Annotated in this window: 18 protein-coding genes; 10 read left to right on the top strand and 8 right to left on the bottom strand. The window is 72.5% G+C overall.

All coding sequences use genetic code 11. The features are described from left to right. Positions 1-26 precede the first annotated feature (26 nt). The 6 genes from WME96_RS01075 (at position 27) to WME96_RS01050 (ending at position 7241) form a co-directional block, all read left to right on the top strand. Complete coding sequence (locus WME96_RS01075) at positions 27-2003, top strand: RiPP maturation radical SAM C-methyltransferase (RefSeq protein ID WP_437288328.1); 1977 nt, start codon at positions 27-29, stop codon at positions 2001-2003. 43 nt (positions 2004-2046) lie between these two features. Beyond that, positions 2047-3348, top strand: a complete 1302-nt coding sequence (locus tag WME96_RS01070; RefSeq protein WP_437288327.1) for a hypothetical protein — start codon at positions 2047-2049, stop codon at positions 3346-3348. 69 nt (positions 3349-3417) lie between these two features. Beyond that, on the top strand, positions 3418-4689 hold the full coding sequence (locus WME96_RS01065) for a YcaO-like family protein (RefSeq protein ID WP_437288326.1): 1272 nt from the start codon (positions 3418-3420) through the stop codon (positions 4687-4689). Further along, a complete protein-coding gene (locus tag WME96_RS01060; RefSeq protein ID WP_437288325.1) occupies positions 4686-5741 on the top strand; it encodes an ABC transporter ATP-binding protein in 1056 nt (351 codons plus the stop codon). The genes WME96_RS01065 and WME96_RS01060 overlap by 4 nt, the downstream gene beginning before the upstream one ends. Next, positions 5738-6451 (top strand): ABC transporter permease, encoded by a 714-nt coding sequence (locus WME96_RS01055; RefSeq protein WP_437288324.1) that lies wholly within the window; start codon positions 5738-5740, stop codon positions 6449-6451. The genes WME96_RS01060 and WME96_RS01055 overlap by 4 nt, the downstream gene beginning before the upstream one ends. After that, complete coding sequence (locus tag WME96_RS01050; RefSeq protein ID WP_437288323.1) at positions 6444-7241, top strand: ABC transporter permease; 798 nt, start codon at positions 6444-6446, stop codon at positions 7239-7241. Before WME96_RS01055 ends, WME96_RS01050 begins: the two co-directional genes overlap by 8 nt. On the opposite strand, the gene WME96_RS01045 is transcribed toward WME96_RS01050, so the two are convergent. Continuing rightward, a complete protein-coding gene (locus WME96_RS01045; RefSeq protein WP_437288322.1) occupies positions 7238-8737 on the bottom strand; it encodes a S28 family serine protease in 1500 nt (499 codons plus the stop codon). The genes WME96_RS01050 and WME96_RS01045 overlap by 4 nt on opposite strands. 125 nt (positions 8738-8862) lie before the next feature. Here WME96_RS01045 and WME96_RS01040 point away from each other — a divergent pair, with 125 nt between their 5' ends. After that, the gene (locus WME96_RS01040) at positions 8863-10377 is read left to right on the top strand and encodes a S10 family serine carboxypeptidase-like protein (RefSeq protein WP_437288321.1); all 1515 of its coding nucleotides are present in this window, start codon (positions 8863-8865) and stop codon (positions 10375-10377) included. 164 nt (positions 10378-10541) lie between these two features. On the opposite strand, the gene WME96_RS01035 is transcribed toward WME96_RS01040, so the two are convergent. From WME96_RS01035 to WME96_RS01015, 5 genes are all read right to left on the bottom strand, one after another. Then, positions 10542-11894: an LLM class flavin-dependent oxidoreductase gene (locus WME96_RS01035; RefSeq protein ID WP_437288320.1), complete on the bottom strand. Its 1353-nt coding sequence runs from the start codon at positions 11892-11894 to the stop codon at positions 10542-10544. 78 nt (positions 11895-11972) lie between these two features. Beyond that, positions 11973-12752 (bottom strand): ABC transporter ATP-binding protein, encoded by a 780-nt coding sequence (locus WME96_RS01030; protein WP_437288319.1) that lies wholly within the window; start codon positions 12750-12752, stop codon positions 11973-11975. Further along, the gene (locus WME96_RS01025; RefSeq protein WP_437288318.1) at positions 12728-13678 is read right to left on the bottom strand and encodes an ABC transporter permease; all 951 of its coding nucleotides are present in this window, start codon (positions 13676-13678) and stop codon (positions 12728-12730) included. Before WME96_RS01025 ends, WME96_RS01030 begins: the two co-directional genes overlap by 25 nt. Then, positions 13675-14871, bottom strand: a complete 1197-nt coding sequence (locus WME96_RS01020) for an ABC transporter substrate-binding protein (protein WP_437288317.1) — start codon at positions 14869-14871, stop codon at positions 13675-13677. The genes WME96_RS01025 and WME96_RS01020 overlap by 4 nt, the downstream gene beginning before the upstream one ends. Positions 14872-15146: 275 nt before the next feature. Continuing rightward, a complete protein-coding gene (locus WME96_RS01015) occupies positions 15147-16091 on the bottom strand; it encodes a LysR family transcriptional regulator (RefSeq protein ID WP_437288316.1) in 945 nt (314 codons plus the stop codon). Positions 16092-16236: 145 nt separating this feature from the next. Between WME96_RS01015 and WME96_RS01010 the strand changes: the two genes are divergently transcribed. Next, a complete protein-coding gene (locus WME96_RS01010; protein WP_437288315.1) occupies positions 16237-17037 on the top strand; it encodes a dioxygenase family protein in 801 nt (266 codons plus the stop codon). A gap of 27 nt (positions 17038-17064) precedes the next feature. Next, positions 17065-17715, top strand: coding sequence for a YceI family protein (locus WME96_RS01005; protein WP_437288314.1), 651 nt, complete (start codon positions 17065-17067; stop codon positions 17713-17715). On the opposite strand, the gene WME96_RS01000 is transcribed toward WME96_RS01005, so the two are convergent. After that, positions 17690-19477 carry a tetratricopeptide repeat protein gene (locus WME96_RS01000; protein WP_437288313.1) on the bottom strand — a complete coding sequence of 596 codons (1788 nt, stop codon included), beginning with the start codon at positions 19475-19477 and terminating at the stop codon, positions 17690-17692. The two genes, WME96_RS01005 and WME96_RS01000, sit on opposite strands and share 26 nt — an antisense overlap. Before the next feature lie 170 nt (positions 19478-19647). Here WME96_RS01000 and WME96_RS00995 point away from each other — a divergent pair, with 170 nt between their 5' ends. Then, entirely contained in the window at positions 19648-20484 is an 837-nt protein-coding gene (locus WME96_RS00995; protein WP_437288312.1) for a formylglycine-generating enzyme family protein, read from the top strand. On the opposite strand, the gene WME96_RS00990 is transcribed toward WME96_RS00995, so the two are convergent. After that, the gene (locus WME96_RS00990; RefSeq protein ID WP_437288311.1) at positions 20474-22216 is read right to left on the bottom strand and encodes a HEAT repeat domain-containing protein; all 1743 of its coding nucleotides are present in this window, start codon (positions 22214-22216) and stop codon (positions 20474-20476) included. The genes WME96_RS00995 and WME96_RS00990 overlap by 11 nt on opposite strands. Positions 22217-22222: the final 6 nt, after the last annotated feature.

The raw sequence follows: 22222 nt of genomic DNA, 5'->3' as shown, positions 1-22222 counted from the left end.
ACGTCAGCTCTCTGCGAGGCATTCCCATGGACGTACTCACGCGCAGCGCCACACCTCGGACCGCCGTCTCCCCCGCGCCCGCGGACACGGCGCTGATCAGCATGCCGTTCGGTCCCATCTCGATGCCGTCGATCGGGCTCGGGCTCCTCTCGGCCGGGCTCGCGAGCAAGGAGATCAGGTCGAGGACGCTGTACTTCAACCTGAAGTTCGCCGGTCGCCTGGGCACCGAGCGCTACATCAGGATCTCCCGCTATCACCCGCCGTACGACCAGATCGGGGACTGGATCTTCAGCGCGGCGCTCTTCGGGGACGACGCCGAGGCGACGCAGCGTTACATCGACGAGATCCTCAAGGGGCGCACGACGGCGTTCCGCGAGGGCCACTACACGAACCGGCCTTACCCCGACGAGCACATCGAGATGCTCCTGGAGGCGCGGCGCCAGGCGCCGGCGTTCCTCGAGGAGTGCGCGGCCGAGGTGCTGGCCACGAGGCCCCGCATCGTCGGCTTCACGACGACGTTCGAGCAGAACGTCGCGTCGCTCAGCCTGGCCCGGCTCATCAAGGAGGCGGCGCCAGAGACCCTGATCGTCTTCGGCGGCGCGAACTGCGAAGGATCGATGGGTCAGGCGCTGGTCCGGCACTTCCCGTTCGTCGACGTCGCGGTGTCCGGCGAGGGCGACACGGCGTTTCCGCTCCTCGCCGAGCAGTTCCTGCGCGACGGGACGATCCCCCTGCTCAAGAGCGTGTCGTGTCAGGAGGCCCGTCGGAGGCGCTCGCGCCAGCTCATGGCGCAGCCGGCGCCGCCGGTCGTGATGGACTCGCTGCCGTTCTGCGATTACGACGATTTCTTCGAGCAGGTCGAGCGGTACGGCGTCGACGCCGGGGAGGTGCACTGGATCCCCTTCGAGACGTCGCGCGGCTGCTGGTGGGGCGAGAAGCACCATTGCACCTTCTGCGGGCTCAACGGCGCGGTCATGACCTACCGCAGCAAGTCGGATCAGCGCGCATTCGACGAGCTACTCTACCTCACGGATCGCTACCCGAACCGGGCGGTCCAGGTGGTCGACAACATCCTCGACACCCGGTACTTCAAGACGCTGCTGCCCAGGCTCGCGGAGCTGGATCAGGAGTTCGAGCTCTTCTACGAGGTGAAGGCGAACCTCAAGAAGGAGCAGCTCCGGCTCATGAAGCGGGTCGGGATCACGTCGATCCAGCCTGGCATCGAGAGCCTGAGCTCCGAGGTCCTGGCGCTCATGCGCAAGGGCATCTCGGGGATCCAGAACGTCCAGCTGCTCAAGTGGTCGAAGGAGCTCGGCATCGACGTGCAGTGGAACATCCTGTGGGGCTTCCCCGGCGAGACGGCCGAGGAGTACGCGGAGACGGCGAGGCTGATGCCCCTCCTGGTCCACCTCCAGCCGCCGGCCTCGGTCCCGCCGATCCGCCTGGATCGGTTCAGCCCCAACTTCGATCAGGCCGAGCAGATGGGGTTCCGCGACGTCGCGCCCTACCCGGCGGCGCTGCTGACCTATCACGCGCTGCCGCCCGAGGCCGTGTTCGATCTCTCCTACTACTTCATCTATGATCAGGCGCACTGGGACACGGCGCTCGGGTACACCCGCCCCGTCGCGGAGCAATGGAGCCGCTGGCAGCGGCTCCACCCCGCTGCCGACCTGTTCTTCGTCGACAAGGGCTCGTCCTTGCTGCTCTGGGATCTGCGCGACGACGCGCCGGATCATCGGCCGGTGACGGTGCTCGACGGCGCGCGGCGCCTGGTCTACCTCGGGTGCGACGCGATCCGGACCGCGGCGAGCCTCTCGCGCGACCTCGGGCTCGAGGAGGGGGCGGTGCAGGCCGCGCTGGACGACCTGACCCGCCGCGGGCTGATGATGCGCGAGGGGAGCTCGTACCTGAGCCTGGCCATCCCCACGGGCGTTTACCAGCCGAACGCGCGCGTGCTCCGCCGGGTGGAGCAGCACCTGCAGCGGGTCGGCGTGGCGGCGTGACGCGCGGCGCGCGCCCCCGGAGGCGCCATTGAGGAGGCAAGTCATGGATGGAACAAGGGACGTCACGGGCGCCGCGCCGGCGCTCCTCGATGACTGGGACCGCTTCATCGAGACCACCTGGGAGCGCCGCCCTGCTGTGCTGCGCATGCCGGAGGGGAGGCCCTTGATCGAGCTGCCCGAGCTCCTCGAGGCGATGCGCGCCGCCGCGGACGAGTGGCGCGCGGGCGGCCGGCGCACGTTCAGCATGTGGGCGGATGGGACGCTGCTGCGCTCGTACGACGCGTGCCTCCCGCTGGCGTCCGACGCGACGCTGCCCGGCTATCTCGAGCGGGTGATGGGCAGTTCGGCGGGGATGAAGGAGTTCGCGTTCTCGCAGAACAACCTGCACCTGCACCACCCCGCCATCTGGCGGAAGGCGCGCGCCTTCGTCCGCGGCCTGATCGAGCGCGTGGGCGTGCCCACCGATGGGGTGGACTGCGACACCTTCCTCGGCGCTTACCGCGCGACGCCGCTCGGGGTCCACTCCGACGGCGCGAGCACCTTCATGATGGTCCTGCACGGGCGAAAGACGATGGCCGTCTGGCCCGGCCATCACTTCATCGACAAGGGGGTGCGGATCGTCGGCTCGGGCCTGCGGCGGACGATCGTCGAGCACGACCCCACGGACGCGCTGCGCGACGCGGTGATCCTCAGCGGCGAGCCGGGGGACGTGCTGTACTGGCCGTCGACCTACTGGCACACGGCGATCTCCGGCGACCCGCCGCCGGCGACGGCCGTGTTCAACATCGGGCTCTTCTTCGGCGCGCCGGAGTCGTCGCTCCTCAGCGAGGTCGTCGGGAAGGCGCTGAAGCGCGCGCTGGCTGGGTTCGAGGACCTCCACACGTACCCTCTCGACCTCGCCGGGGCGGACGCGCCGCCCGCGCCGGAGCGCGAGCGCGACGCGCTCCGGCTGTTCCGCGGCATCGTGCTCAGCGAGCACGTCGACGCGGCGTTGCAGGAGTGGTGGTGCAAGCGGGTGAGCGCCGTCGGCTTCCGCGAGGTGCCGCCGCCGCGCGCCGCGACGCTCGCCGACGGGGCGGCGCGGCTCGACCCGGGCTGCGTGCTGCTCTGGCGGGCCGCGGGGCAGCACGTCAAGGTGTTCGCCAACGGCCACGCGCTCAGCGTGCCGCGCACACCCGCGCTCCTGGAGCTCTTGCCGGCGCTCCGGGCGGGCGTGAGCGTCCCCCTCGGGGCGGGCGCCGCGGCCGGGTCGAGCCTCGCGCGCCTGGTCGACGACGCGTCGGCGCGCGCCGCGCTGGAGCACCTCCACGCGCTGGACGCGCTGATCGCGGGCGAGGAGCGCTGAGGCAAAGGTCACCGCCGCCCTGGCTGCCCGTCGGGTCGCGGCGCTCACTTCCGGAGGAGGTCTCGAATCATGCCGTATCACACGCTCGAACGCAGCGCGACGACCGCCGAGGCGATAGACAGGGTGCAGCAGGAGATCTCCCGTCTCGGGCTCCGGCCGCGCGTCACCTGGTATGGCGACGGACTGCGCACGTACGAATGCTCCCTGCGCGATGACGAGGGGCGCGAGGTCGCCGTCGGGAACGGCAAGGGGACAGGCGAGCAATCGCTCGCCAGCGCCCTGTTCGAGGCGGTCGAGCACTACTTCACCGATCCGCGCCGCATCGCCGGGCCGTGCGAGCCTGTCGCGGTCGCCGAGCTGTCGGCGTGCCCGCGGCTCGCGTCCGAGCCCGTCTTCGAGCAGCTGGCGCGGACCCAGCCCGGGGCGCGGCTGCCGTGCCGCACCTACACGACGCGGAGCGGAGACGACGCGCTCCGCTACCCGCTGGTGCTCTCCATGCCCGATTACATCGACGCGCGCTTCGCGGGCGACACGTTCGATTACGCGCTCCTGATCAAGTACGCGACCAACAATGGAACGGCGATCGGCCTGACGCAGGAGGAGGCGCTGATCCACGGCGTGTGCGAGCTCCTGGAGCGCGACGCTGTCTCGACCTTCCTGCTGGAGACGTTCGTGGCGCCCGCGGGCGCGCCGCTCCGGATCATCGCGCGGCGGAGCCTGCCCGCCGGGCTGCGCGAGCTGCTCGCGGCCAGCGAGGCGCTGATCGGGCGCCCGATCACGCTCCTCGACATCCGCAACGACTTCGGCCTGCCGGCGTGCATGGCGCTCGCCGCCGGGAGCGCGCAGGACGTCCCGCTCGCCGGCTCGGGGGCGTCGCTCTCGTGGCCTTACGCGATCGAGCGGGCGGTGCTCGAGACCGTGCAGCTATGGCACCTGTGCGACGCGGCGACGGCGGCGGAGCACCGCGCGATCGTGCGGCGCTTCGCGGGGTTGCCGCGCTACCAGCGCTGCGTGGAGCTCGACATCGGCGCGCACCTCGCGGAGGGCAACCTCCGTGACGTGGCCGTGGCCGAGCCGCCGGAAGAGCCGGTCGCGCAGGGCGACCTCGGCGGCTACCTCGACCGCCTGGAGGCGATGGTCGCGGCCCGCGGCCACCGGATCTACTTCGCGCAGAACCGTGTCACGGCGGGCGGCATCGCCTGCGTTCACTGCCTGATCCCGGGGCTGGAGCGCTTTCACCTCGTGCGCAGCGGCCAGGCCGTCTTGCCGTCGCCGCGGGGCCTCGGGCTCATCGGCCGCGCGCTGTCTGACGAGAACGACAGAACGGGAGGAGCTGAATGACCATGATCGCACTCCACGACATCGGCCATGACTACGTCACCTACCGCAAGATGCAGGGGCTGCGCGGGTCGCTCCGGGACTTCTTCCGGCGCGAGGCCGAGCGCGCCGTCGCGCTCGCGGAGGTGACGCTCCGCGTGGGCGCGGGCGAGATCGTCGGCCTGCTGGGGCCGAACGGGGCCGGCAAGACGACGCTGATGAAGATCCTCTCCGGCCTGGTCCACCCGTCGCGCGGCCAGGTCGAGGTCCTCGGCGAGGCGCCGTACCGGAAGTCTGCGCGGTTCCTGCGCCAGATCGGCCTGGTGCTGGGCCAGAAGAGCCAGCTCACGTGGGATCTGCCGCCGACCGAGACGCTGGCGGTGCTGCAGGCCATCTACCGCATCGAGGACAGCGAGTACCGGCGCCGGCTCGGCGCGCTGGTGGAGATGCTCGACGTCGGGGCCCAGCTCCACACGCCGGTGCGCAAGCTCTCGCTCGGCGAGCGGATGAAGTTCGAGCTGATCGCGGCGCTGATCCACCAGCCGCGCCTGCTCTTGCTCGATGAGCCCACCATCGGCCTCGACATCGCGAGCCAGCGGGCGATCCGCGCGTTCCTGCGGGACGCGCGCGAGCGCTTCCGGACCACGATCGTGGTGACCAGCCACTACGCGCGCGACATCGAGGTGCTGGCGGACCGGCTCGTGATCCTGAAGCACGGCCGCGTCCACTACGACGGCTCGCTCGCCGATCTCCTGACGTCCCACCGCGCGACGAGGACCCTGCGGATCGAGGCCGACTCCGTGCCTGCCGGCTACCCGCTCGCGCTCTCGCCCGTGTCGAGGGGCGTGTGGGAGTGCGAGGTGGCCGAGGGCGAGCTCTGCCAGGCGCTCGCGATGGTGGCGCGGGATCTCGCCGTCCGCCAGATCTCGACGCAGGACAGGCCGCTCGAGGACGTGCTTTACGCGCTGTTCGCCCAGCCATCGACCGAGGAGCAGAGGGAGGAGCCATGTGGCCGTACTATCGAGTCTTCGCCAACCGGGTTGCCGTCGGGCTCGCCTATCGCTGGAGCGTCGTGACGGGGGTCATCACCCGCCTCCTGCAGCTCGCCGTGACCCTCTTCGTCTGGCGCAGCATCTTCGCGACGAGCCCGGAGATCCAGGGCTACACGGTCGACGAGATGTCGGCGTACCTGGTGCTGACGGCGCTGATGTCGATCCTGTTCTCGTCGTCGCACTTCTTCCGCCTCTCGGACCTGGTGCGCAAGGGCACCTTGAGCGCCTACCTCGTCCGCCCGTACAGCTTCCTCGGCGACAGCCTCGCTGTCTTCCTCGGCAGCAAGGTGGTCGAGGTGTTCGTGATCGCCGGCGCGCTCCTCTTGCTCCGCGCCTCCGGGGCGCCGGTCCTGGAGCACGCCTCGCCGGCCGTGCTGGCGCTCCTCTGCAGCAACCTGCTGCTCAGCTTCCTTGTCGGCTCCGTCGTCGGCGCGCTCAGCTTCTGGCTCGTCGAGATGTGGCCGATCAAGCCGCTGTACGCCTCGCTCATGGCGCTCCTCGGCGGCACCACGTTCCCGCTGGACCTGCTGCCGCCGGCCATCGGCCACGTCGTCCAGGCCACCCCCTTCGCGCTGTTCGGCTTCGTCAACACGCGGGCGCTGCAGGGGGCGCTCTCGTCGCGCGAGATCGCCGCGTACCTCGCCGTGTCGGTCCTCTGGAACGCCGCGTGCGCGGCCCTGTATCAGCTTCTGTGGCGGCGCGGCCTGAAGCGCTACGAGGCCGTCAATGGATGACGCGATGTCGTCCTGGCCGAGGCTCTTCCGGCTGCTCGGACAGCATAGCCTGGCGCAGATGCTGAGCTACCGCCTGTCGGCGGCGTTCGTGGTGGTGTTCGGGACGCTCTTCGCTGTCGGCGAGCTGGCGAGCCTCCTGATCTACTACCAGTTCACCGACTCGATCGCCGGCTGGGGGCTGCACGCGTCCCTGGCGCTCGTCGCCACGTTCGGCCTGATCCAGCACACGTACCAGTTCTTCTTCGTCGTCTCGCACGAGGCATTGATGGACAAGATCATCCATGGCGAGCTGGACTATGACCTCGTTCGCCCGGTGGACTCGCAGCTGCTCTGCAGCCTGAAGAGCCTGGATTTCCCCAGCCTGATCAACATGATCATCCCGGCGGGGATCCTGGTCTATGCGTGGCCCCACCTCGACGCGCCGGCGAGCGTGACCACCCTGGGCGCCTATCTCCTGCTGGTCCTGTGCGGCGTGGTGTTTTATTACCTGCTGAACCAGCTGTTCGTCGGGCTGAGCTTCTGGATCGAGCGGCCGCAGCAGCTGGCCGGGGTGCCCGAGTACCTGCTGGAGTTCGCGACCCGCCCGCGGACGATCTACCCGCGCTGGATCCAGTTCGCGCTGGCGGTCGTGCTCCCCGTGCTGACGGCCACGAACACGCCGGTGGATCTGCTGCGCGGCGAGCTCGAGCTCTCCGCGGTCCTGCCGCTGCTCGCGGCGATCGCGCTCCTGGCCGTCGCCGCGCGCTGGCAGTGGCGGCGCGGCGTCCGGCGCTATGTCAGCGCGAGCTAGTCGCGCATCATCCAGCGGCGGCCACGGAGCAGGGGGCGCAGCGCGGCCTCGGGGGGACGGGTCGGCGTGACGCCCGTCCAGGCAGCGAGGACGTCGAGGGCCAGCGCCTGATCGGCGGGGGCGAGCGCGAGGATGACGGCGCCGTGGGTGCCGCCGGGCGCGATGAAACGGTGGGAGTCCCGGGCAGCCCCGACGTCGAAGGCAGCGGCGGTGTACGGGTCGTTCTCGCCGTAGATGAACAGGAAACGCTCGCCCTCGGCGGTGAGCCAGCCGGAGACGTCCTGCATCGCCCCGGGATCGAAGACAGGCGTCTTGTCGGGACCGAGCTCGACGAACGTGGTGGGCACGTTCGCGCCAGGATACAGGAGGAGATCGGCGAGGTGCGCCTCCGCGAAGCCGGGATAGCCGAGCTCTGCCGCAGCCTGCCAGTGGTACGGCTCGACGCCCAGGAGATAGGAGTCGGACCAAAGATAAGGAGCGTTCGCCTCGTCGAGGAAGGCCCAGACGTCGCCGTCGTCCGACGCCGCGGTCGGGACGCGCTGGCAAAAGCTCGAGTCCCGGTACTGCCAGAGCGAGAAGACAGACTCGATGACGGCGACGTCCAGCGCCCGGTCCACGCCGAGGTGGTCATAGGTGACGCCGCGCTCCTGCGCGTCGGCCTCCATCGCTTCCACCATGGCAGGGCGACGCAGCAGCACCTCGCGCTGGAAGCGCTGGAGGGCCTCGCGGCACGCGGCGTCGCCGCGCTCGGCCACGAAGTCGATGTAGCGCGGGTCGGAGACGCCAGCGCTGTGCGGCGCCACGTACGCCACGGTGCCGTCCACGTCGGCGGGATAGAAGCGGCGATGATAGACCGAGGTCATGCCGCCCTTGCTGGTGCCGGTGGAGATCCATCGTCCCTCGTAGAGCGGCCGGATCGCCGCGATCACGCGGTGAACGTCCTCGGCGGCCTGCTCGATGGTGAGCAGCGACCAGTCCCCGGGCTCAGGGCGGGAGGGGGTGAAGAAGCGATGCTCGACCCGGATCTGGTTGGCGGCGAGCAGCTCGGTCGGCTCCTCGAGCCACTGAACCTCAGGGTAGATCGCGTACCCCTCGGTGACGAGCACCACGGGCGCCGCGCGATCCCGGTGGTGCAGCACCACGCGCTGCTGGAAGCGCACGCCGTCGGGATCGGCGTGATCCGCGGGCTGGTCGAGCTCCATGACGAAGTAGCGATATCCAGGAATGCTCGACTCCTCCTCCGAGACCGTGAAGCCTTCGAGGTCCTCGAGCTGCTCGAGGACCTCGCGCGGGCCCGCGCCGCCGCCGCCGCCCGCGCTTCCGCCTGCATCGCCGCCGCCGCCGCCGCCGTCGCTCGCGCCGGCGCCGCCGGCCCCCGCGCCGCCCTCGCCGCCGGTGCCCCCGGAGGGCAGGCCGCTGCCGGCGTCGTCGCCACAGGCGACGGCCGCCAGGGCGAACAGGGTGAAGGCGAACCAGGAGACGGAACGAGTGCGCATGTCGGACGCACGTACAGGAGCCGCAGCTCGGCTGATCCGGAATCGACCAGGAAAAACCCGCGGCTGTGCGCTGCCGAACGCGATCTTTCGTTGATGGCGAAAGGGGGGAATGTCCACCAACCGGTATGACATTGCTTCGCGCCAGGTCTGTCTTCACGGCAACGCTCGTCGCGCTCTTGCTCGCGGCTTGCGGCGGACGCAGCGAGGATCCGGGTCGCGCCGTCGGCGAGCGCGACGCGCGCGGCACCTTCGACGGCCACCCTGCCGCGCTGTCCGCCGAGGCCGGGTTCATCGAGGTCCCGGGATCGAAGACGCTCGGCCCGGGCTGGCCATCACAGATGTTCTATTCCTTCCTGCCCGCCGAGGAGCGCCCGGAGCGCGCGCCGCTCATCCTGTTCTTCAACGGCGGCCCCGGCGCCGCGACGACCAGCATCCTGCTGCCCTACGGGACCGGACCCCACACGCTGGATCCGACGGCGCCCCCGGGCGCCCCGCCGATCGTGAACCAGGCGTCGTATACGCGCTTCGCGAACCTGCTGTACGTGGACGCGCGCAGCACGGGGTTCTCGTACGAGCGCGCGAGCCCCCGCCCGTCGGACTGCCACGGTCGAGAGCAGCTCTACATCGCCGACGCCGCCGACTTCATCCACGTGCTGCTCGAGTTCCTCGACGCGCACGAGGCGCTCCGCGACAACCCGGTCGTCGTCGCCGGAGAGAGCTATGGCGGCACGCGCGCGGCGGTGATGCTCTACATGATGCAGCACTACGCGCTCCGCCGGGACGGGCTCGAGGTGATGGGGCTCGCGCCTCCCTGGCTGAAGGACAGGATGCAGGCGCACCTCGACGCGGCCTTCCCGGCGCGCGCCGGGGTCCGCCACGAGCCGTCGCAGGTGGCCGAGCAGTTCGGGTGGCAGGTGCTGATCCAGCCCAACCTCTTCGGGCTGCAGCAGGCGATGTACGAGGAGCCGCTCGCGCGGACAGACCCGGACCTCGCCGAGCACTTCGCGGCGCCGGGGGCGCGGGACCGCTTCGACGTGCGCAGGACGGTCGAGGAAGGCGAGCGCGTCGCGGAGCACGCCGCCAGGTCGATGCGCAACCCGGAGCACCTCGAGACGCTCCTCGGCGTGGACCTGGCCGGGATCGCCGGGCTCACGCCGCCGGAGCGGTGGCCCTCCTCGCGGTACTTCTGGAGCGGCGGCGAGGCGGTGGGGGCGGCGGCGAGCGAGGGCGCGCTCCGCGCGGAGCTCGGCAGGCTCGGCGCGGACGACGCGTACTGGCTGCCCGAGGGGCTACCGTGCCAGGGCTACCTCGGCGACCACGGCTCGCTGCGCGCGTTCGGCGAGATCCTGCCGCACACGGCGACGTTCATCACCAACGCCCGGTACGACGCGGCCGTCTACACGGAGGCCTTGCCGGTCTTCTTCGCGGAGCGCTCGAGCTACGAGGTCGAGATCGACATGTCGCTGCCCGCGGGCGCCGCCCGGCCCGGCGTCGTTCGCCTCACGAGCGACGACGCCGTCATCGCGCTCCGGTTCCCGACGTACGCGTCGGGGCACGCCGTCTCGGTGAGCGCCCCGCGCGAGCTCGCCGAGGACGTCGCGGCGTGGCTCGCCGAGACCGGCGCGTCGGATCGGAGGTGAGCCACGCCGGCAGCCGAGGGCTCGGCCGTTATTTGTGATACAAATTACTTTTCTGCCTCAACCAGATCCCGACCGTGGTTGAGGTTCGCCGCCGACCAGATCCCGACCGTGGTTGAGGTTCGCCGACCGTGGTTGAGGTCCGCCGCCGTCATTTGTGATGCGAATTACTCTGCCGCCTCGACCAGATCCCGACCGTGGTTGAGGTTCGCCGGCCGCGGCAGGCCGTAGCGGTCGCGCAGCGTCCTGCCCTCGTACTGTGTACGGAACAGGCCACGCTTTTGCAGGATCGGCACCACGTGGTCGACGAACGCCGCGAGGCCTGACGGCAGCACCGGCGGCATCACGTTGAAGCCGTCGGCGGCGCCCTGCTCCCACCAGTGCTGGATCGCGTCCGCCACCTGCTCGGGCGTGCCCGCGAACGTCCGGTGCCCGCGGCCGCCGCCGAGGCGGCCGATGAGCTGGCGCACCGTCAGCCGCTCCCGCCGGGCCAGCGTCACGATCAGCGTGTAGCGGCTCTTCGCGCCCTCGATCTGGTCCTCGCTCGGCAGGTCCTTCGGCAGCTCGGCGTCGAGGTCGAGGTCCTCCGGCTTCACGCGCAGCGTCTGCGCGAGCTGCCGCTTCGCGTACTCCGGCTTGATGAGCCGGTCGAGCTCCGCGTCGAGCGCCTGCGCCTCGGCCTCCGTCGCCCCGATGACGGGCACGATCCCCGGCAGGATCTTGATCCCCTCCGGATCGCGCCCCAGCGCGCGCACCCGCGCCTTCAGGTCGCCGTAGAACTGCTGCGCGTCCGCCAGCGTCTGCTGCGCCGTGAACACGGCCTCGGCGTAGCGCGCCGCCAGCTCCTTGCCGTCCTCCGACGAGCCGGCCTGCACGAGCAGCGGGTAGCCCTGCGGCGGGCGCGGCACGTTGAGCGCCCCCTCGACCTTGAAGTACCGGCCCACGTGCCGCGGCGGGTGGATCTTGCGATCGTCGCCCCAGACGCCGCTCTCCTTGTCGCCGAGCGCGGCGTCGTCGTCCCAGCTATCCCAGAGCTTCAGCGACACGTCGATGAACTCGGCCGCCCGCGCGTACCGGTCGCTGTGCACCGGCAGCTCGTCGAGGTTGAAGTTGCGCGCCGCGTCCACGCCGGCCGTCGTGACGATGTTCCAGCCGGCCCGGCCCCCGCTGATGTGATCCAGCGACGCGAACCTCCGCGCCAGGTTGAACGGCTCGTTGTACGTGGTCGAGGCCGTGGCGATCAGCCCGATGTGCTCGGTCACCCCGGCCAGCGCCGCCAGCAGCACCGTCGGCTCGAGCGTCCCGGCGGGCCGGCGGCCCACGTTGTTCCAGAGCACCGGGCTGTCGGCCAGAAACAGCGAGTCGAGCTTCCCCCGCTCCGCGATGCGCGCCAGGTTCTTGAAATGCTCGACGCTCGTGTTCGCGAACGGATCGCTCTCGGGCAAGCGCCACGAGGCCTCGTGGTGGCCGACGCTCATGAGAAACGCGTTGAGATGCAGTTGTCCAGGCCGATGGGTCACAAGGCACTTCCTTCCACGTCAGATTCCACGTCAGTTTCCACGTCAGTTTCCACGCGAGGTTCCACGTCAGCTTCCAGCTCAGGATTCCAGCTCAGGGCCCGACGCGACGTCCCCGGCGACGGCGGCGCCCGGCGCGACGCCGAGCGCGGCCAGCAGCGACTCGCGGTGCGCGAGGAAGCGGGGGTGGCGCAGCGGGCGCGGCGCCGGCAGATCGATCCGCCGCTCCTCGGCGATGCGGCCCTCGACGAGCACGAGCACCCGGTCGGCGAGCGTGATCGCCTCGTCCACGTCGTGGGTGACCAGCAGCACGGCGGGGCGGTGCCGCGCGCACAGCTCGCGCAAAAGGTCGTGCATGCGCATGCGGGTCAGGGCGTCGAGCGCGCCGAACGGCTCGTCGGCCAGCACGAGCTCCGGCTCGCGCACCAGCGATCGCGCCAGCGCGACCCGCTGCTGCTCGCCGCCCGACAGCTCGACAGGCCACGCGCGCTCGCGCCCGGCCAGCCCGACCTCCGCGAGCGCGGCCAGGCCGCGCGCCCGCGCCGAGGGCTCGTCGAGCCCCAGGATCACGTTGTCGAGCACCCGCGCCCACGGCAAAAGCCGCGTGTCCTGGAACACGACCGCGCGGTTCTCCGGCGCCTTCAGCTCGCCCGAGCCGGTCACGTCGTGATCGAGCTCGGCGATCGCCCGCAGCAGGGTGCTCTTGCCCGAGCCGCTGCGGCCGAGCAGCGCGACGAACTCGCCCTTCTGGATGTCGAGGTCGACGCTGTCGAGGATCGTGCGGGCGCCGAAGCGGCGGACGAGGCCGCGGATCCGCACCGTGGGCGGGGCCGCGGTCAGCCGGCCAGGATGCGTCGCCATGACAGGGTCTTTCTCTCGATGAGCCGGACGGCCGAGTCCGAGGCCAGGCCGAACAGCCCATACACGACGAGGCCGAGGAGGATGATCTCCGTCTGGCCGTACGAGCGCGCCAGCGACATCATGTGACCGATGCCGCTCGTGGCGTTGATCTGCTCGACCACGACGAGCGCAAGCCACGCGCCGGTGACCGCCAGCCGGACGCCCATCAGGAAGCCCGGCAGCGCCCCCGGCAAGGCCACCTTCCGGACGAACTGCCACCGCGACAGCCGCACCGTCTCGGCCAGCTCCACGTAGCGCGCGTCGATGGTGCGCAGCGCGGCGTGGGTGTGGACGTAGACCGGGATGACGACGCCGAGGGCGATCGTGAGCACCTTCATCTGCTCGCCGATGCCGAACCAGAGGATCAGCAGCGGGATGAGCGCGAGCGTCGGGATCGCGCGCTTGATCTGCACCGGCCCGTCGACGAGCGCCTCGCCGACGCGGGTCAGCCCGGAGAGCAGGGCCAAGACGGTGCCGAGCCCCACCCCGAGCGCGAGCCCGAGGAAGGCCCGCTGCGCCGACGTGAGCAGGTTCGACAGGAGCCGCCCGTCGGCGATCAGGTCGCGGGCCGTGGCGACCACGGTCCACGGCGCGGAGAGCACGCGCGCGTCGAGCGCGCCGGTCGCCGACGCGACCACCCAGCCGGCGAGCAGCAGCGCCGGGCCGATCGCCATGCCGTACGGGAGGCGCCGGCCCGGGCCCAGGCGGCGCCGCGGGCGGCGGCCGGACAGGGCGCGGGCGGGCGGGCCGCTCGCCGACGCCGCGCGCGCGGGCGCGAGCGCGCGCGCGGCGTCGGCGAGCGGCGCGGGGATGTCGGCCGTCGCGGAGAGGGCCGGGAGGCTGGCGAGCCGCGGCGAGGCGGCCCTCGTGGGCAGTGCGGTCGTCATGGCGTGCTCCTTTCGGCCGTCGCCGGCCGGTCCGTCGGCGCGGCGCCCTGCGCGGCGCCGGCCACCTCCGCTCCGATCGTCTGGAATCGAAGGTCGAAGATCGTCCTGGCCTCGAAGCGCTTCTGGCCGGAGGCCTCGGCGAGCAGGTCGACGGTCTCCTGGGTCAGCGCGATCGCCTCGGCCCAGTCGCCCGGGTACAGCGGCTTGCCGGCGCTCTCGATGAGGAAGCGCCCCTCCGTGGCCGTCAGGCCCTGGTCCTTCACGTAGTACGCCTCGATCCACGCGTCCGGGTGCGCGTGGGCCCAGAGCTGGGCCCGGGTCCGCCATTTCACGTACTCGCGCAGCGCCGCCGCCTTGTGGGCGTCCTCGAGCACCGACGCGCGCACGTGGAGGAAGCCGAGGTTGTCGCGGACCCCGTGCGCGAACGACGAGGCGCCCTCGGCGCCGTACTCGTTGAGGTAGCGCCGCAGGATGGTGCCGGACAGCGGCGCGACGTCGACCTGGCGGCTGGTGAGCGCCTCCTTGAACTCGGGGCTGGCGAGCTGGACGAGCGTGACGTCCTGCGGCGACAGCCGCGCCGCCCTGAGCGCGCGCTGGACGAGCGCGCCCTGCGCCTGCCCCGGCGAATAGGCGATCTTCTTGCCGCGGAGATCGTGAATCGACGACAGGCGCACGCCCGGCGCCGTGGCCAGCTCGTAGATCGGCTTTTCCCGGACGTACACCGTGACGATCTTCACGTCGAGCCCGGTGAAGGTGGCGTGGATGGGCGGCGTGTCGCCGACCGCGCCAGCGTCGAGGACGCCGGCGCGGAACGCCTCGATGGTCTGCGGTCCGCCGCTGATGTTCTGCCAGTCCACGACGAACGGCAGCCTGTCGATGTCGCCGGAGAGCTGGAGTTGCTTCTGCACGGTCGGATCACCGATGCTGAGCCGCGTCTCGCGCGGGAACGCGTCCGGGATCGGGGCGTCCGGGGCGAGCCGGGGGGCGGCGCTCGCCGCGTCCTCGCGCTTGCAGCCGGTCAGGGCGACGAGCGCCGCGAGCACCAGAAGAAAGCGTTTCCTGTCGATGAACGTGCGCAGATGGACCTCGGTGCGCGGCTGGAAGCGGGGCTGTTGCTCGGACCCGAGGCGCCGCCCCGCCGCCGGGCCGGCGACGGAGAGGAGCCCTGGAGACGCGGAGATGGGCTTGGGCAAGTCGGCGTTCGCGACCGGCTTTGCCGGTGGCGCCGCGCCTTGAGCCGCAGATTCAGCAACACCCATGCCGCCGCGCGACTCGCCTCTTGGCGGCGTCCGTCCATGGGCCCGCGCCCGCCGCCGCGCGGCGCCCGGCAGCGACGTCGCCGCCGGGCGCCGCGCGACGGCGGGCGACCCTGCGGGCGCGCTGCTTCCCCAGAAGCAGCCGGTGGTGATCCGCTGCTCCGGCGCGAGCACGGCCGGCTCCGTCCGGAGGGCGAAGCGCCGGCCCGCGGCTACGCGCGGCGCCCGCGCACGCCGAAGCTGTCGAGCAGGTAGTCGCGGAAGGCGCGGATCTTCGGCGGCAGGAAGCGCGTCCCGGGGTGGACGAGGTAGAGGGGGGCGCCGCCGTCGATCGTGTGGTCCTTCAGCACGGGGACGAGCCGCTTCGCCTCGACGTCGCCCCGCACGTTGACCTCGGGGACGAGCGCGATCCCGGCCCCGGCGAGGGCGACCTCGCGGCAGAACGAGTAATCCGAGGCCGAGACCGCCGCGCGCACGCGGAGCTCCGCGCGGTCGCCGCCGTCGCGCGGCTGCAGGGCGATCGTCGCGTGGCCGCGCGTGGTCTGGGCCATCAGCAGCCGGTGCCCCTTCAGGTCCTCGGGCCTGCGCACGGGCCGGTGCTTGCGGAGGTAGGCCGGCGCGGCGAAGAGGCCGACCTCGAGGTGCAGCAGCTTGTGGGCGATGAGCGACGAGTCCGGCAGGCTCGAGGTCGCGCGCAGGGCGACGTCGATCTGGTGGGCGTCGAAGTCGAGGAGCGCCTCCGTGAGCAGCATCTCCAGCGAGATCTCGGGGAAGCGCTCCGCGAAGCCCGCCGAGAGCGGCGCGAGGATGCTCAGGCCGAGATCGAACGGCGCCGTCACGCGCAGGTGCCCGCTCGGCTTCGCGCGCGCCTGCTGCACCGCCACGTTCGCGTCCTCCAGCAGCTCGAGCGCCCGGCCGACCCGCATCCGGTAGGCGAGGCCGTCGTCGGTGGCCTGCACGCGCCGCGGGCTTCGCCGGAGCAGCTCCACCCCGAGCGCCTGCTCGAGCCGGGTGATGCGCCGGCTGACGCTGCCCTTCGTCTCGCCCAGCGTCTTCGCCGCCGCCGTGATCGATCCGAGATCGACGACCAGGCAGAAGGCCCGCAGATCGGCCAGATCGGCGTCGATGGTTTCCCGTTTCGCAACCTCACGTTTCATTTTGCGGAGATTGTACCATTCCTGGAAACATCCTAGGGTCGGAATCATGGATCGCCGCGCTGCTCTCAGGTTCCTGCTCGCCGCGGGCGGGGCCGTGCCCTTCGCGGGCGCATGCCGGCCTTCGACGTCCACCGAGAGAGGCACCATGTCCGATACCCAGCAACAGGCGCGCGAGGGGCGCATGCCGGCCATCTTCCTCGCGCACGGCTCTCCCTTCCTGCTCGACGACCGCGCGTGGGTGGCCGAGCTCGGCGCGTGGGCGCAGGCGATGCCGCGCCCGCGATCCATCCTGATGCTCTCGGCCCACTGGGTCGACGCGCCGGTCACGGTCGGCGCCACCGAGACCGTGCCGCTCGTCTATGACTTCTACAACTTCCCCGAGAAGTACTACCAGGTGACGTACCCCGCGCCGGGCGCCCCCGCGCTCGCGCGGCGCGTGCGGGAGCTGCTCGGTCCCCTCGGGCCGGTCGCGGAGGCGCCGCGCCGCGGCCTCGATCACGGCGCCTACGTTCCGCTGATCTGCATGTACCCGGGCGCGGACATTCCTGTGCTCCAGGTCTCGTTGCCCACTCTCTCTCCAGGTCCGCTCCTCGAGATGGGGAGAGCGCTCGCGCCGCTGCGCGACGAGGGGGTGCTCGTCGTGGGCAGCGGTTTCTTGACCCATAACCTCCGCGCGGCAGACTGGCGCGGCGATGCGGTCACGCAGCCCTGGGCCACCGAGTTCGATGCCTGGTGCGCCGATGTCCTGGCGCGCCGGGACGTGGACGCGCTGCTCGATTACCGCGCGCGCGCGCCGGGGGTGCGGATGGCGCTCCCGACGCATGAGCATTTCGTGCCGGTCGTCGCCGCCGTCGGCGCGTCGGTCGACGTGGGCGAGCCCGTGGCGTTCCCCATCACGGGGCTCACCTACGGCTCGTTCACGAAGCGCTCTGTGCAGTTTGGCTGACCAAGAAGGAGAATGTCTCTCATGATCATGTCCCGCATCGCTCGCATCGCGCTCCCCGCGGCTCTCCTGCTCTCGCTCGCGGGCTGCGAGGATCCGACCAAGGACAAGCCGAAGGCGACCATCTCGTCCGCCGCGCCGGCGCAGCCGCAGGCGGCCGCGCCGTCGGCCCCCACCGAGGCGCTCCCCATCGACGCGACGGCCTCCACGATCGGCTTCGTCGGCTCCAAGGTCACGGGCAAGCACGAGGGGAAATTCGAGAAGATCTCGGGCTCCATCACGCTCGCCGGCGGCAAGGCCGAGGGCGGCAAGCTCAGCATCGAGGCCGACACCTCGTCGGTGAAGACGGACGCGGAGAAGCTCGACGGTCACCTCAAGTCGAAGGACTTCTTCGACGTGGAGCAGTTCCCGAAGGCGACGTTCACCTCGACGCAGATCAAGGCCGGCGGCGAGAACGGCGCGACGCACACCGTCACGGGCGAGCTCGATCTGCACGGGGTGAAGAAGACCATCTCCTTCCCCGCGACGATCACCGAGGGCGCCGACAGCGTGTCGGGCAACGCCGAGTTCGTGATCAACCGGAAGGATTTCGGGATCGTCTACCCGGGCAAGCAGGACGACCTGATCCGCGACGACGTGCTGCTCAAGCTGTCGCTCAAGGCGCCGCGCAAGCAGGGCTGAGCGCCGGCCGATCCGCGAGCTCCGCGCGGATCCGGGCTCGCAGCCGGAGGAAGTCGCGCCGCAGCTCTGCCGTCGCGAGCTCGCAGCCCAGCACCGCGAGCGCCCGGGAGCAGGGCGGAAGCGGCGCATCGGGAGCGGGGACGAGGGCCGCTGCGCGCGCGACGATCTCCGGGCGGAGCTCGGGGTGCGCGCCCGCGAGCGCGCGGAGGCCGAGCAGCGCGGCGCCCGCGCTCCAGTCGTCCACCCCGGCGAGGAGCGAGCCGAGGCGCGCCATGCGCTCGTCGCGCGGCGCGGCGCCGTGGGCCGCGAGGAGCGCGGCGGCGACCTGGAAGCCGTGGACCCAGAGCACCGGATCGGCGTCGCGCGACGGGGGCTCGGGCGGGTGCGCCATCGCGTCGAGCAGCCGCGCGGCCTCGCACGGGTCGAGCGTCGTGCAGAGCGCTGCGGCCCGCGCGCACCACGCATCCCACCGGAACGGGACCGACGACAGCGCGCGGACACACCCCAGCACAGCGTCCGGAGGCCGGGGGACCGCCGGGAGCGGCTCGCCGGCGTCCGCCGTCCAGAGCGGGCCCCGCCTCGGCGCGCCGCCCTCGTGCTCCACCACGAGCGCGCCCTTGCCGCCGCCGAGGGAGAGGATGAGCCGGAAAGCAGCGTGCGCGGACGGCGCGAGCGGTCGGTCTGCCCGCACGCGGAGGCGGAGCGCCGCGGACGACCTCGCCGCCTGGGCGGCGGCGCTCCGCAGGACGCCCGCGATCGGGTCGATCGGGTCGCCGAGGCGCGTCGTCCAGGCCGAGAGGTCCGCGTCCAGCGAGCGCGCCAGGGCCAGCTCGGGCGGCGACTGCGCGTGCGCCGCGAGGTCGTCGCAGGCGAGCGCGCCCGGCAGCAGCGAGCGCGCGTAGGCGGCTGTGATCGCGGCCCACCGGGACGCTGGCTCGAGCTCCAGGGCGCGCTCATGGGCCCTCACCGCCTCGTCGACGCGGCCGCTGGTCAGGTAGGCCTCGCCGAGGTCGAGCCAGGTGGCCGGCTCCGTGCGCCGCAGGTCGCAGGCCCGCTCGAGCCACCGCGCCCGGGCGTCGAGGTCCCCGCGCTCCTCGTGGAGAGAGGCCCACTCGACGGCGACCTCCCAGCCCGGGCTCTCCCCCGCGGCGGCGAGGCGCGCCGCCGCGTCCTCGCCGCGGCCGAGCGCGCGCAGCACGCGCGACTGCGCGACGAGCAGGCCCTCGCTCGCGCCGTGCGCCGCCTGGATCCGCTCTGCGATGACGAGCGCGGCGTCGAGGTTCGACCGCGCCCCCTCGGAGAGCGGCCGGCCTCGCAGCGACTCGACGAGCGCGAGGACGGCGCTCGCGGCCGTGGCGGGCGCGACGCGGCGAGCCTGCCTCGTCGTCGCGACCCAGGACAGCGCCCAGGGAGCGAAGGGCGTATCCGGGCTGAACGCCACCGCCTGAAACAGGGTGTGGACGGCCTGGTCGAGGCGCTGGAGCCGCGCGAGCGCCCTCGCGCGCGCGGCGACGAGGCCGAAGAAGGCGCCCTCCGCGGGCAGCGCGAGCAGCTCGAGCGGCGCCCGCGCCTTCGCGATCACCTGATCGAGCAGCCGGAGATGAGGCTCGTGGAGCGGGCGCACCGCCACCGCCGCGGACGCTTGCTGGAGGGCGAGCCGGAAGTCCTTGTTCTGGAGGGCCCAGCGCGCCGCGACGGCGTAATCGGCGTCCGTCGGGTCCTCGATGAACCCCTCGGGCTCGAGGTGCTTGATCGGGGGCAACAGGCCACCATGGATACCACGGGCGAGCTCGGTGTCGGAGGCAGCGGCGCCCCCGGCGCGCAGGCGGCCCTGCGCGGGCGCGGGCGTCGGTGCAGGCGCGGGCGCGCTCGCCACCAGAGGGTCTCCGATTGGCTGTTCGCTGTCCGGGCGTCCGGCCCTACCATCGGCGCATGCACGAGCTCGTCGCCAGCCTCGAGGAGCTGGAGCGCTTCCTCGCCCTCCCGCGCGAGGATCGCCTGCGGCTCGGCCCCGCCGTCGCCGAGGCCCTCGGCGACGCGTGGGAGGCGGCGCCCCGCCTCGCCGGCGACAAGGGTCTCTGCGTCATGCGACATCGGCCGACCGGGATCGAGCTCGTCGCGGTGCCGGGCGGCTCGTTCGAGATGGGCCTCCGCGACGACGATCTCGAGGAGCTCTCGGAGCACGTGGACTGGACCTCGCACGTCGCGCGCGCGGTGCGCGAGCTCGAGGCGCGGTGCCGGCCGGTCCACGCGGTGCGCGTGCGCCCCTTTCTCTGCGCGGAGCGGCCGCTGTCGTCGGAGCAAGCCCGGCGGCTGAGCCACGGCCGCGAGGTCTCGGACACGCTGCCCGCCGGCCGCGCCGCGCGCTTCGTCGAGGACCTGGGTTTCCGGCTGCCGTCGGAGGCCGAGCTGGAGTGGCTCGCCCGCGAGGGCGGAGGCCTGCACTTCACGTGCGACATCGCGGCGGCGACGGGCGGCCGGCGCGGCGCGGTCGACGTCAACGGCTTCGGGGTGGTCGACCTCCTCGGGGGAGAGTGGGCCGCGGATGGCTGGCACCCGAGCTACGACGGCGCGCCCGCCACCTCCGCGCCCTGGAGCGGCGGCGACCCGCGCGGCGTCTTCCGCGGCGGGCTCCCGCTCGGCCTCGAGGAGCGCAGCGAGCTGCTCCTCGGGCTCGCCGCGTTCCGCTCGCCGGGCGCGTCCCCCGGCGAGCCGGACGACGACGAGCGGTTCATGCTCGTGCGCCCGGCCACCTGGCTCAGGCTCTGACGACGGCTGCCTTCGCGTCCGCGATGCCCAGCGCGACCTCCGGGTGAGCCCGGCCGATCTCCTCCAGGGAGGCGAGGCACGCGTCGGCCGTCTCCTTGCCGAAGGTGCGCCGCAGCTCCGCCCCGAGCGCGCGCCGCGCGAGCTCGGCGGCGAGGCGCCGCGCCGGGATCTGGGGGAGGATCTCGATGCCCCACTGCAAGGCGTCGCGGCTGTCTTCCGGATCCCGGCTCAGCGCCTTCAGGACCAGGGGCTCCGAGCGTTCTGCCGGGAGCCGGCTGTAGACCTCGTCGAACAGCGGGAGGACGTCGTCCCACCGCGGGTCGAGCTCGACGTTCGCGTTGAGCAGCGGATCGAAGACGACGACCTGCACCTCGTAGGGCGGCGCGTCCCCCTTGCGCTCCGGCTCGCTCCCCCGCGCGTACAGCGCGGCGATCTCGTCCGCTTTGGCCTTCGCCCAGGGGACCGCGCGCTCGCCGGCCTCGGCGACCGCGGGGCCGAGGTACTGCTCGTAGAACCACCGGTTGGCGTGCTCGCAGATCCGGTAGCCGCCCAGCCAGCACTCCACGATGACGTCCAGCCGCTCCACGGGCGACAGCGCGCCCCAGACGAGCGCAGGCGGCCAGTCGCCCTCGGGCTGGGTGATCTTCCGCCACCCGTACCAGAGGGGGACGCTGCCCACGCCGGGGACCTCCAGCGCCTTCTCCAGCGGGCCCGGCGGGCTCACGCCGAGCCACCGGCGCCGATCGCGCGCCGACGGGGGCACGCCCCACCCGAGGCCCTTCAGCCCGTCGCGCTGCGCGAGCGCCTGCGCGATCGCGCGCTGGGGACCGGACAGCTCCTCCGGCAGGGCGACGTCCTTCTCGCCCCAGCGCTCGGTGAACCCGGCGACGCCCAGCAGCGCGACGGCCGCGCGCCCGGCGCCCGTCGCGCCCGCCGATCCGACGGCGGCGAGCAGCGCTTCGCGCACGAGCTCTTCGCCGGCGCGCGCGCCGCGCGCCAGCGCGGGGACCAGGGCTTCCAGCTTCCCGCCGGCCCACGGGAACGTCTCGACGTCGACGTCCGCGCCGAGCCCCTCCTCGAGGACGCCCGCGAGCCCGGCGCCCGCAGGCCGCCCCGCGAGCATCGCCCCGAGGGCCGCCGTGAGGCGCACCAGCGGGCTCGCCTCGCCCTGGAGCGACGCCTCGATCGCCTCCGCGCGGCCCGCGCCCTGGCGCGCGAGGCACGCGAGCGCGAGGGCCATCCCCGCCCTCACCGGCGGCTCGGGCTCGGACCCGAGCCGCCGCTGCAGCGCGGCCAGGGCGGCGTCGCCCGGGATGAACGCCAGCGCCAGCGCCGCGGCCGCGCGGACCGCCGGATCGGCCGCGTCGAGGTGGGGCGTCACCGCCTCGACGCCGTCCTGCGCCGCGCGCCGGGTGGCCGCCGCGAGGTCGTTCGCCGGCGCGGGCAGCCCCGCCGAGAGCGCCGCGACGTGCTCGCCCGCGATCACGTCCGCGAGCAGCCGCAGCAGGATCGCGGTCTGCGCCGTGCCCCGCGCCGCCGCCTCGATGAGCAGCGCGACGAGCGGCGCGCTGACCTCGAACCAGGCGCCCGGCTGCACGCACGTGTCGCGCAGCGCCTCCTGCGCCTCGAACCGCGCGTTCTCTCCGCCGGTGGCCAGGGCCTCCACCTGGGCGGGCACGCGCGTCGCCGGCCCATGGGCGTGGCGTACCTTCTTCCAGTTCACATCCTTCATCGGCCG

Origin of the sequence: Sorangium sp. So ce406 (assembly GCF_051474675.1) — a bacterium.
GTDB lineage: Bacteria > Myxococcota_A > Polyangia > Polyangiales > Polyangiaceae > Sorangium > Sorangium cellulosum_G.
Note: the sequence above shows the minus strand (reverse complement) of the source record. Positions and strands in the feature narration are given on the sequence as shown.

What these genes read in the sequence shown, in the direction of transcription:
- WME96_RS01060 (WP_437288325.1), top strand. Translation starts at nt 4,686, where the DNA reads ATGACCATGATCGCACTCCACGACATCGGCCATGACTACGTCACCTAC.
- WME96_RS01030 (WP_437288319.1), bottom strand. Translation starts at nt 12,752, where the DNA reads ATGGCGACGCATCCTGGCCGGCTGACCGCGGCCCCGCCCACGGTGCGG.
- WME96_RS00990 (WP_437288311.1), bottom strand. Translation starts at nt 22,216, where the DNA reads ATGAAGGATGTGAACTGGAAGAAGGTACGCCACGCCCATGGGCCGGCG.
- WME96_RS01070 (WP_437288327.1), top strand. Translation starts at nt 2,047, where the DNA reads ATGGATGGAACAAGGGACGTCACGGGCGCCGCGCCGGCGCTCCTCGAT.
- WME96_RS01065 (WP_437288326.1), top strand. Translation starts at nt 3,418, where the DNA reads ATGCCGTATCACACGCTCGAACGCAGCGCGACGACCGCCGAGGCGATA.
- WME96_RS01075 (WP_437288328.1), top strand. Translation starts at nt 27, where the DNA reads ATGGACGTACTCACGCGCAGCGCCACACCTCGGACCGCCGTCTCCCCC.
- WME96_RS01050 (WP_437288323.1), top strand. Translation starts at nt 6,444, where the DNA reads ATGGATGACGCGATGTCGTCCTGGCCGAGGCTCTTCCGGCTGCTCGGA.
- WME96_RS01025 (WP_437288318.1), bottom strand. Translation starts at nt 13,678, where the DNA reads ATGACGACCGCACTGCCCACGAGGGCCGCCTCGCCGCGGCTCGCCAGC.
- WME96_RS01010 (WP_437288315.1), top strand. Translation starts at nt 16,237, where the DNA reads ATGTCCGATACCCAGCAACAGGCGCGCGAGGGGCGCATGCCGGCCATC.
- WME96_RS01040 (WP_437288321.1), top strand. Translation starts at nt 8,863, where the DNA reads ATGACATTGCTTCGCGCCAGGTCTGTCTTCACGGCAACGCTCGTCGCG.
- WME96_RS01005 (WP_437288314.1), top strand. Translation starts at nt 17,065, where the DNA reads ATGTCCCGCATCGCTCGCATCGCGCTCCCCGCGGCTCTCCTGCTCTCG.
- WME96_RS00995 (WP_437288312.1), top strand. Translation starts at nt 19,648, where the DNA reads ATGCACGAGCTCGTCGCCAGCCTCGAGGAGCTGGAGCGCTTCCTCGCC.
- WME96_RS01045 (WP_437288322.1), bottom strand. Translation starts at nt 8,737, where the DNA reads ATGCGCACTCGTTCCGTCTCCTGGTTCGCCTTCACCCTGTTCGCCCTG.
- WME96_RS01015 (WP_437288316.1), bottom strand. Translation starts at nt 16,091, where the DNA reads ATGAAACGTGAGGTTGCGAAACGGGAAACCATCGACGCCGATCTGGCC.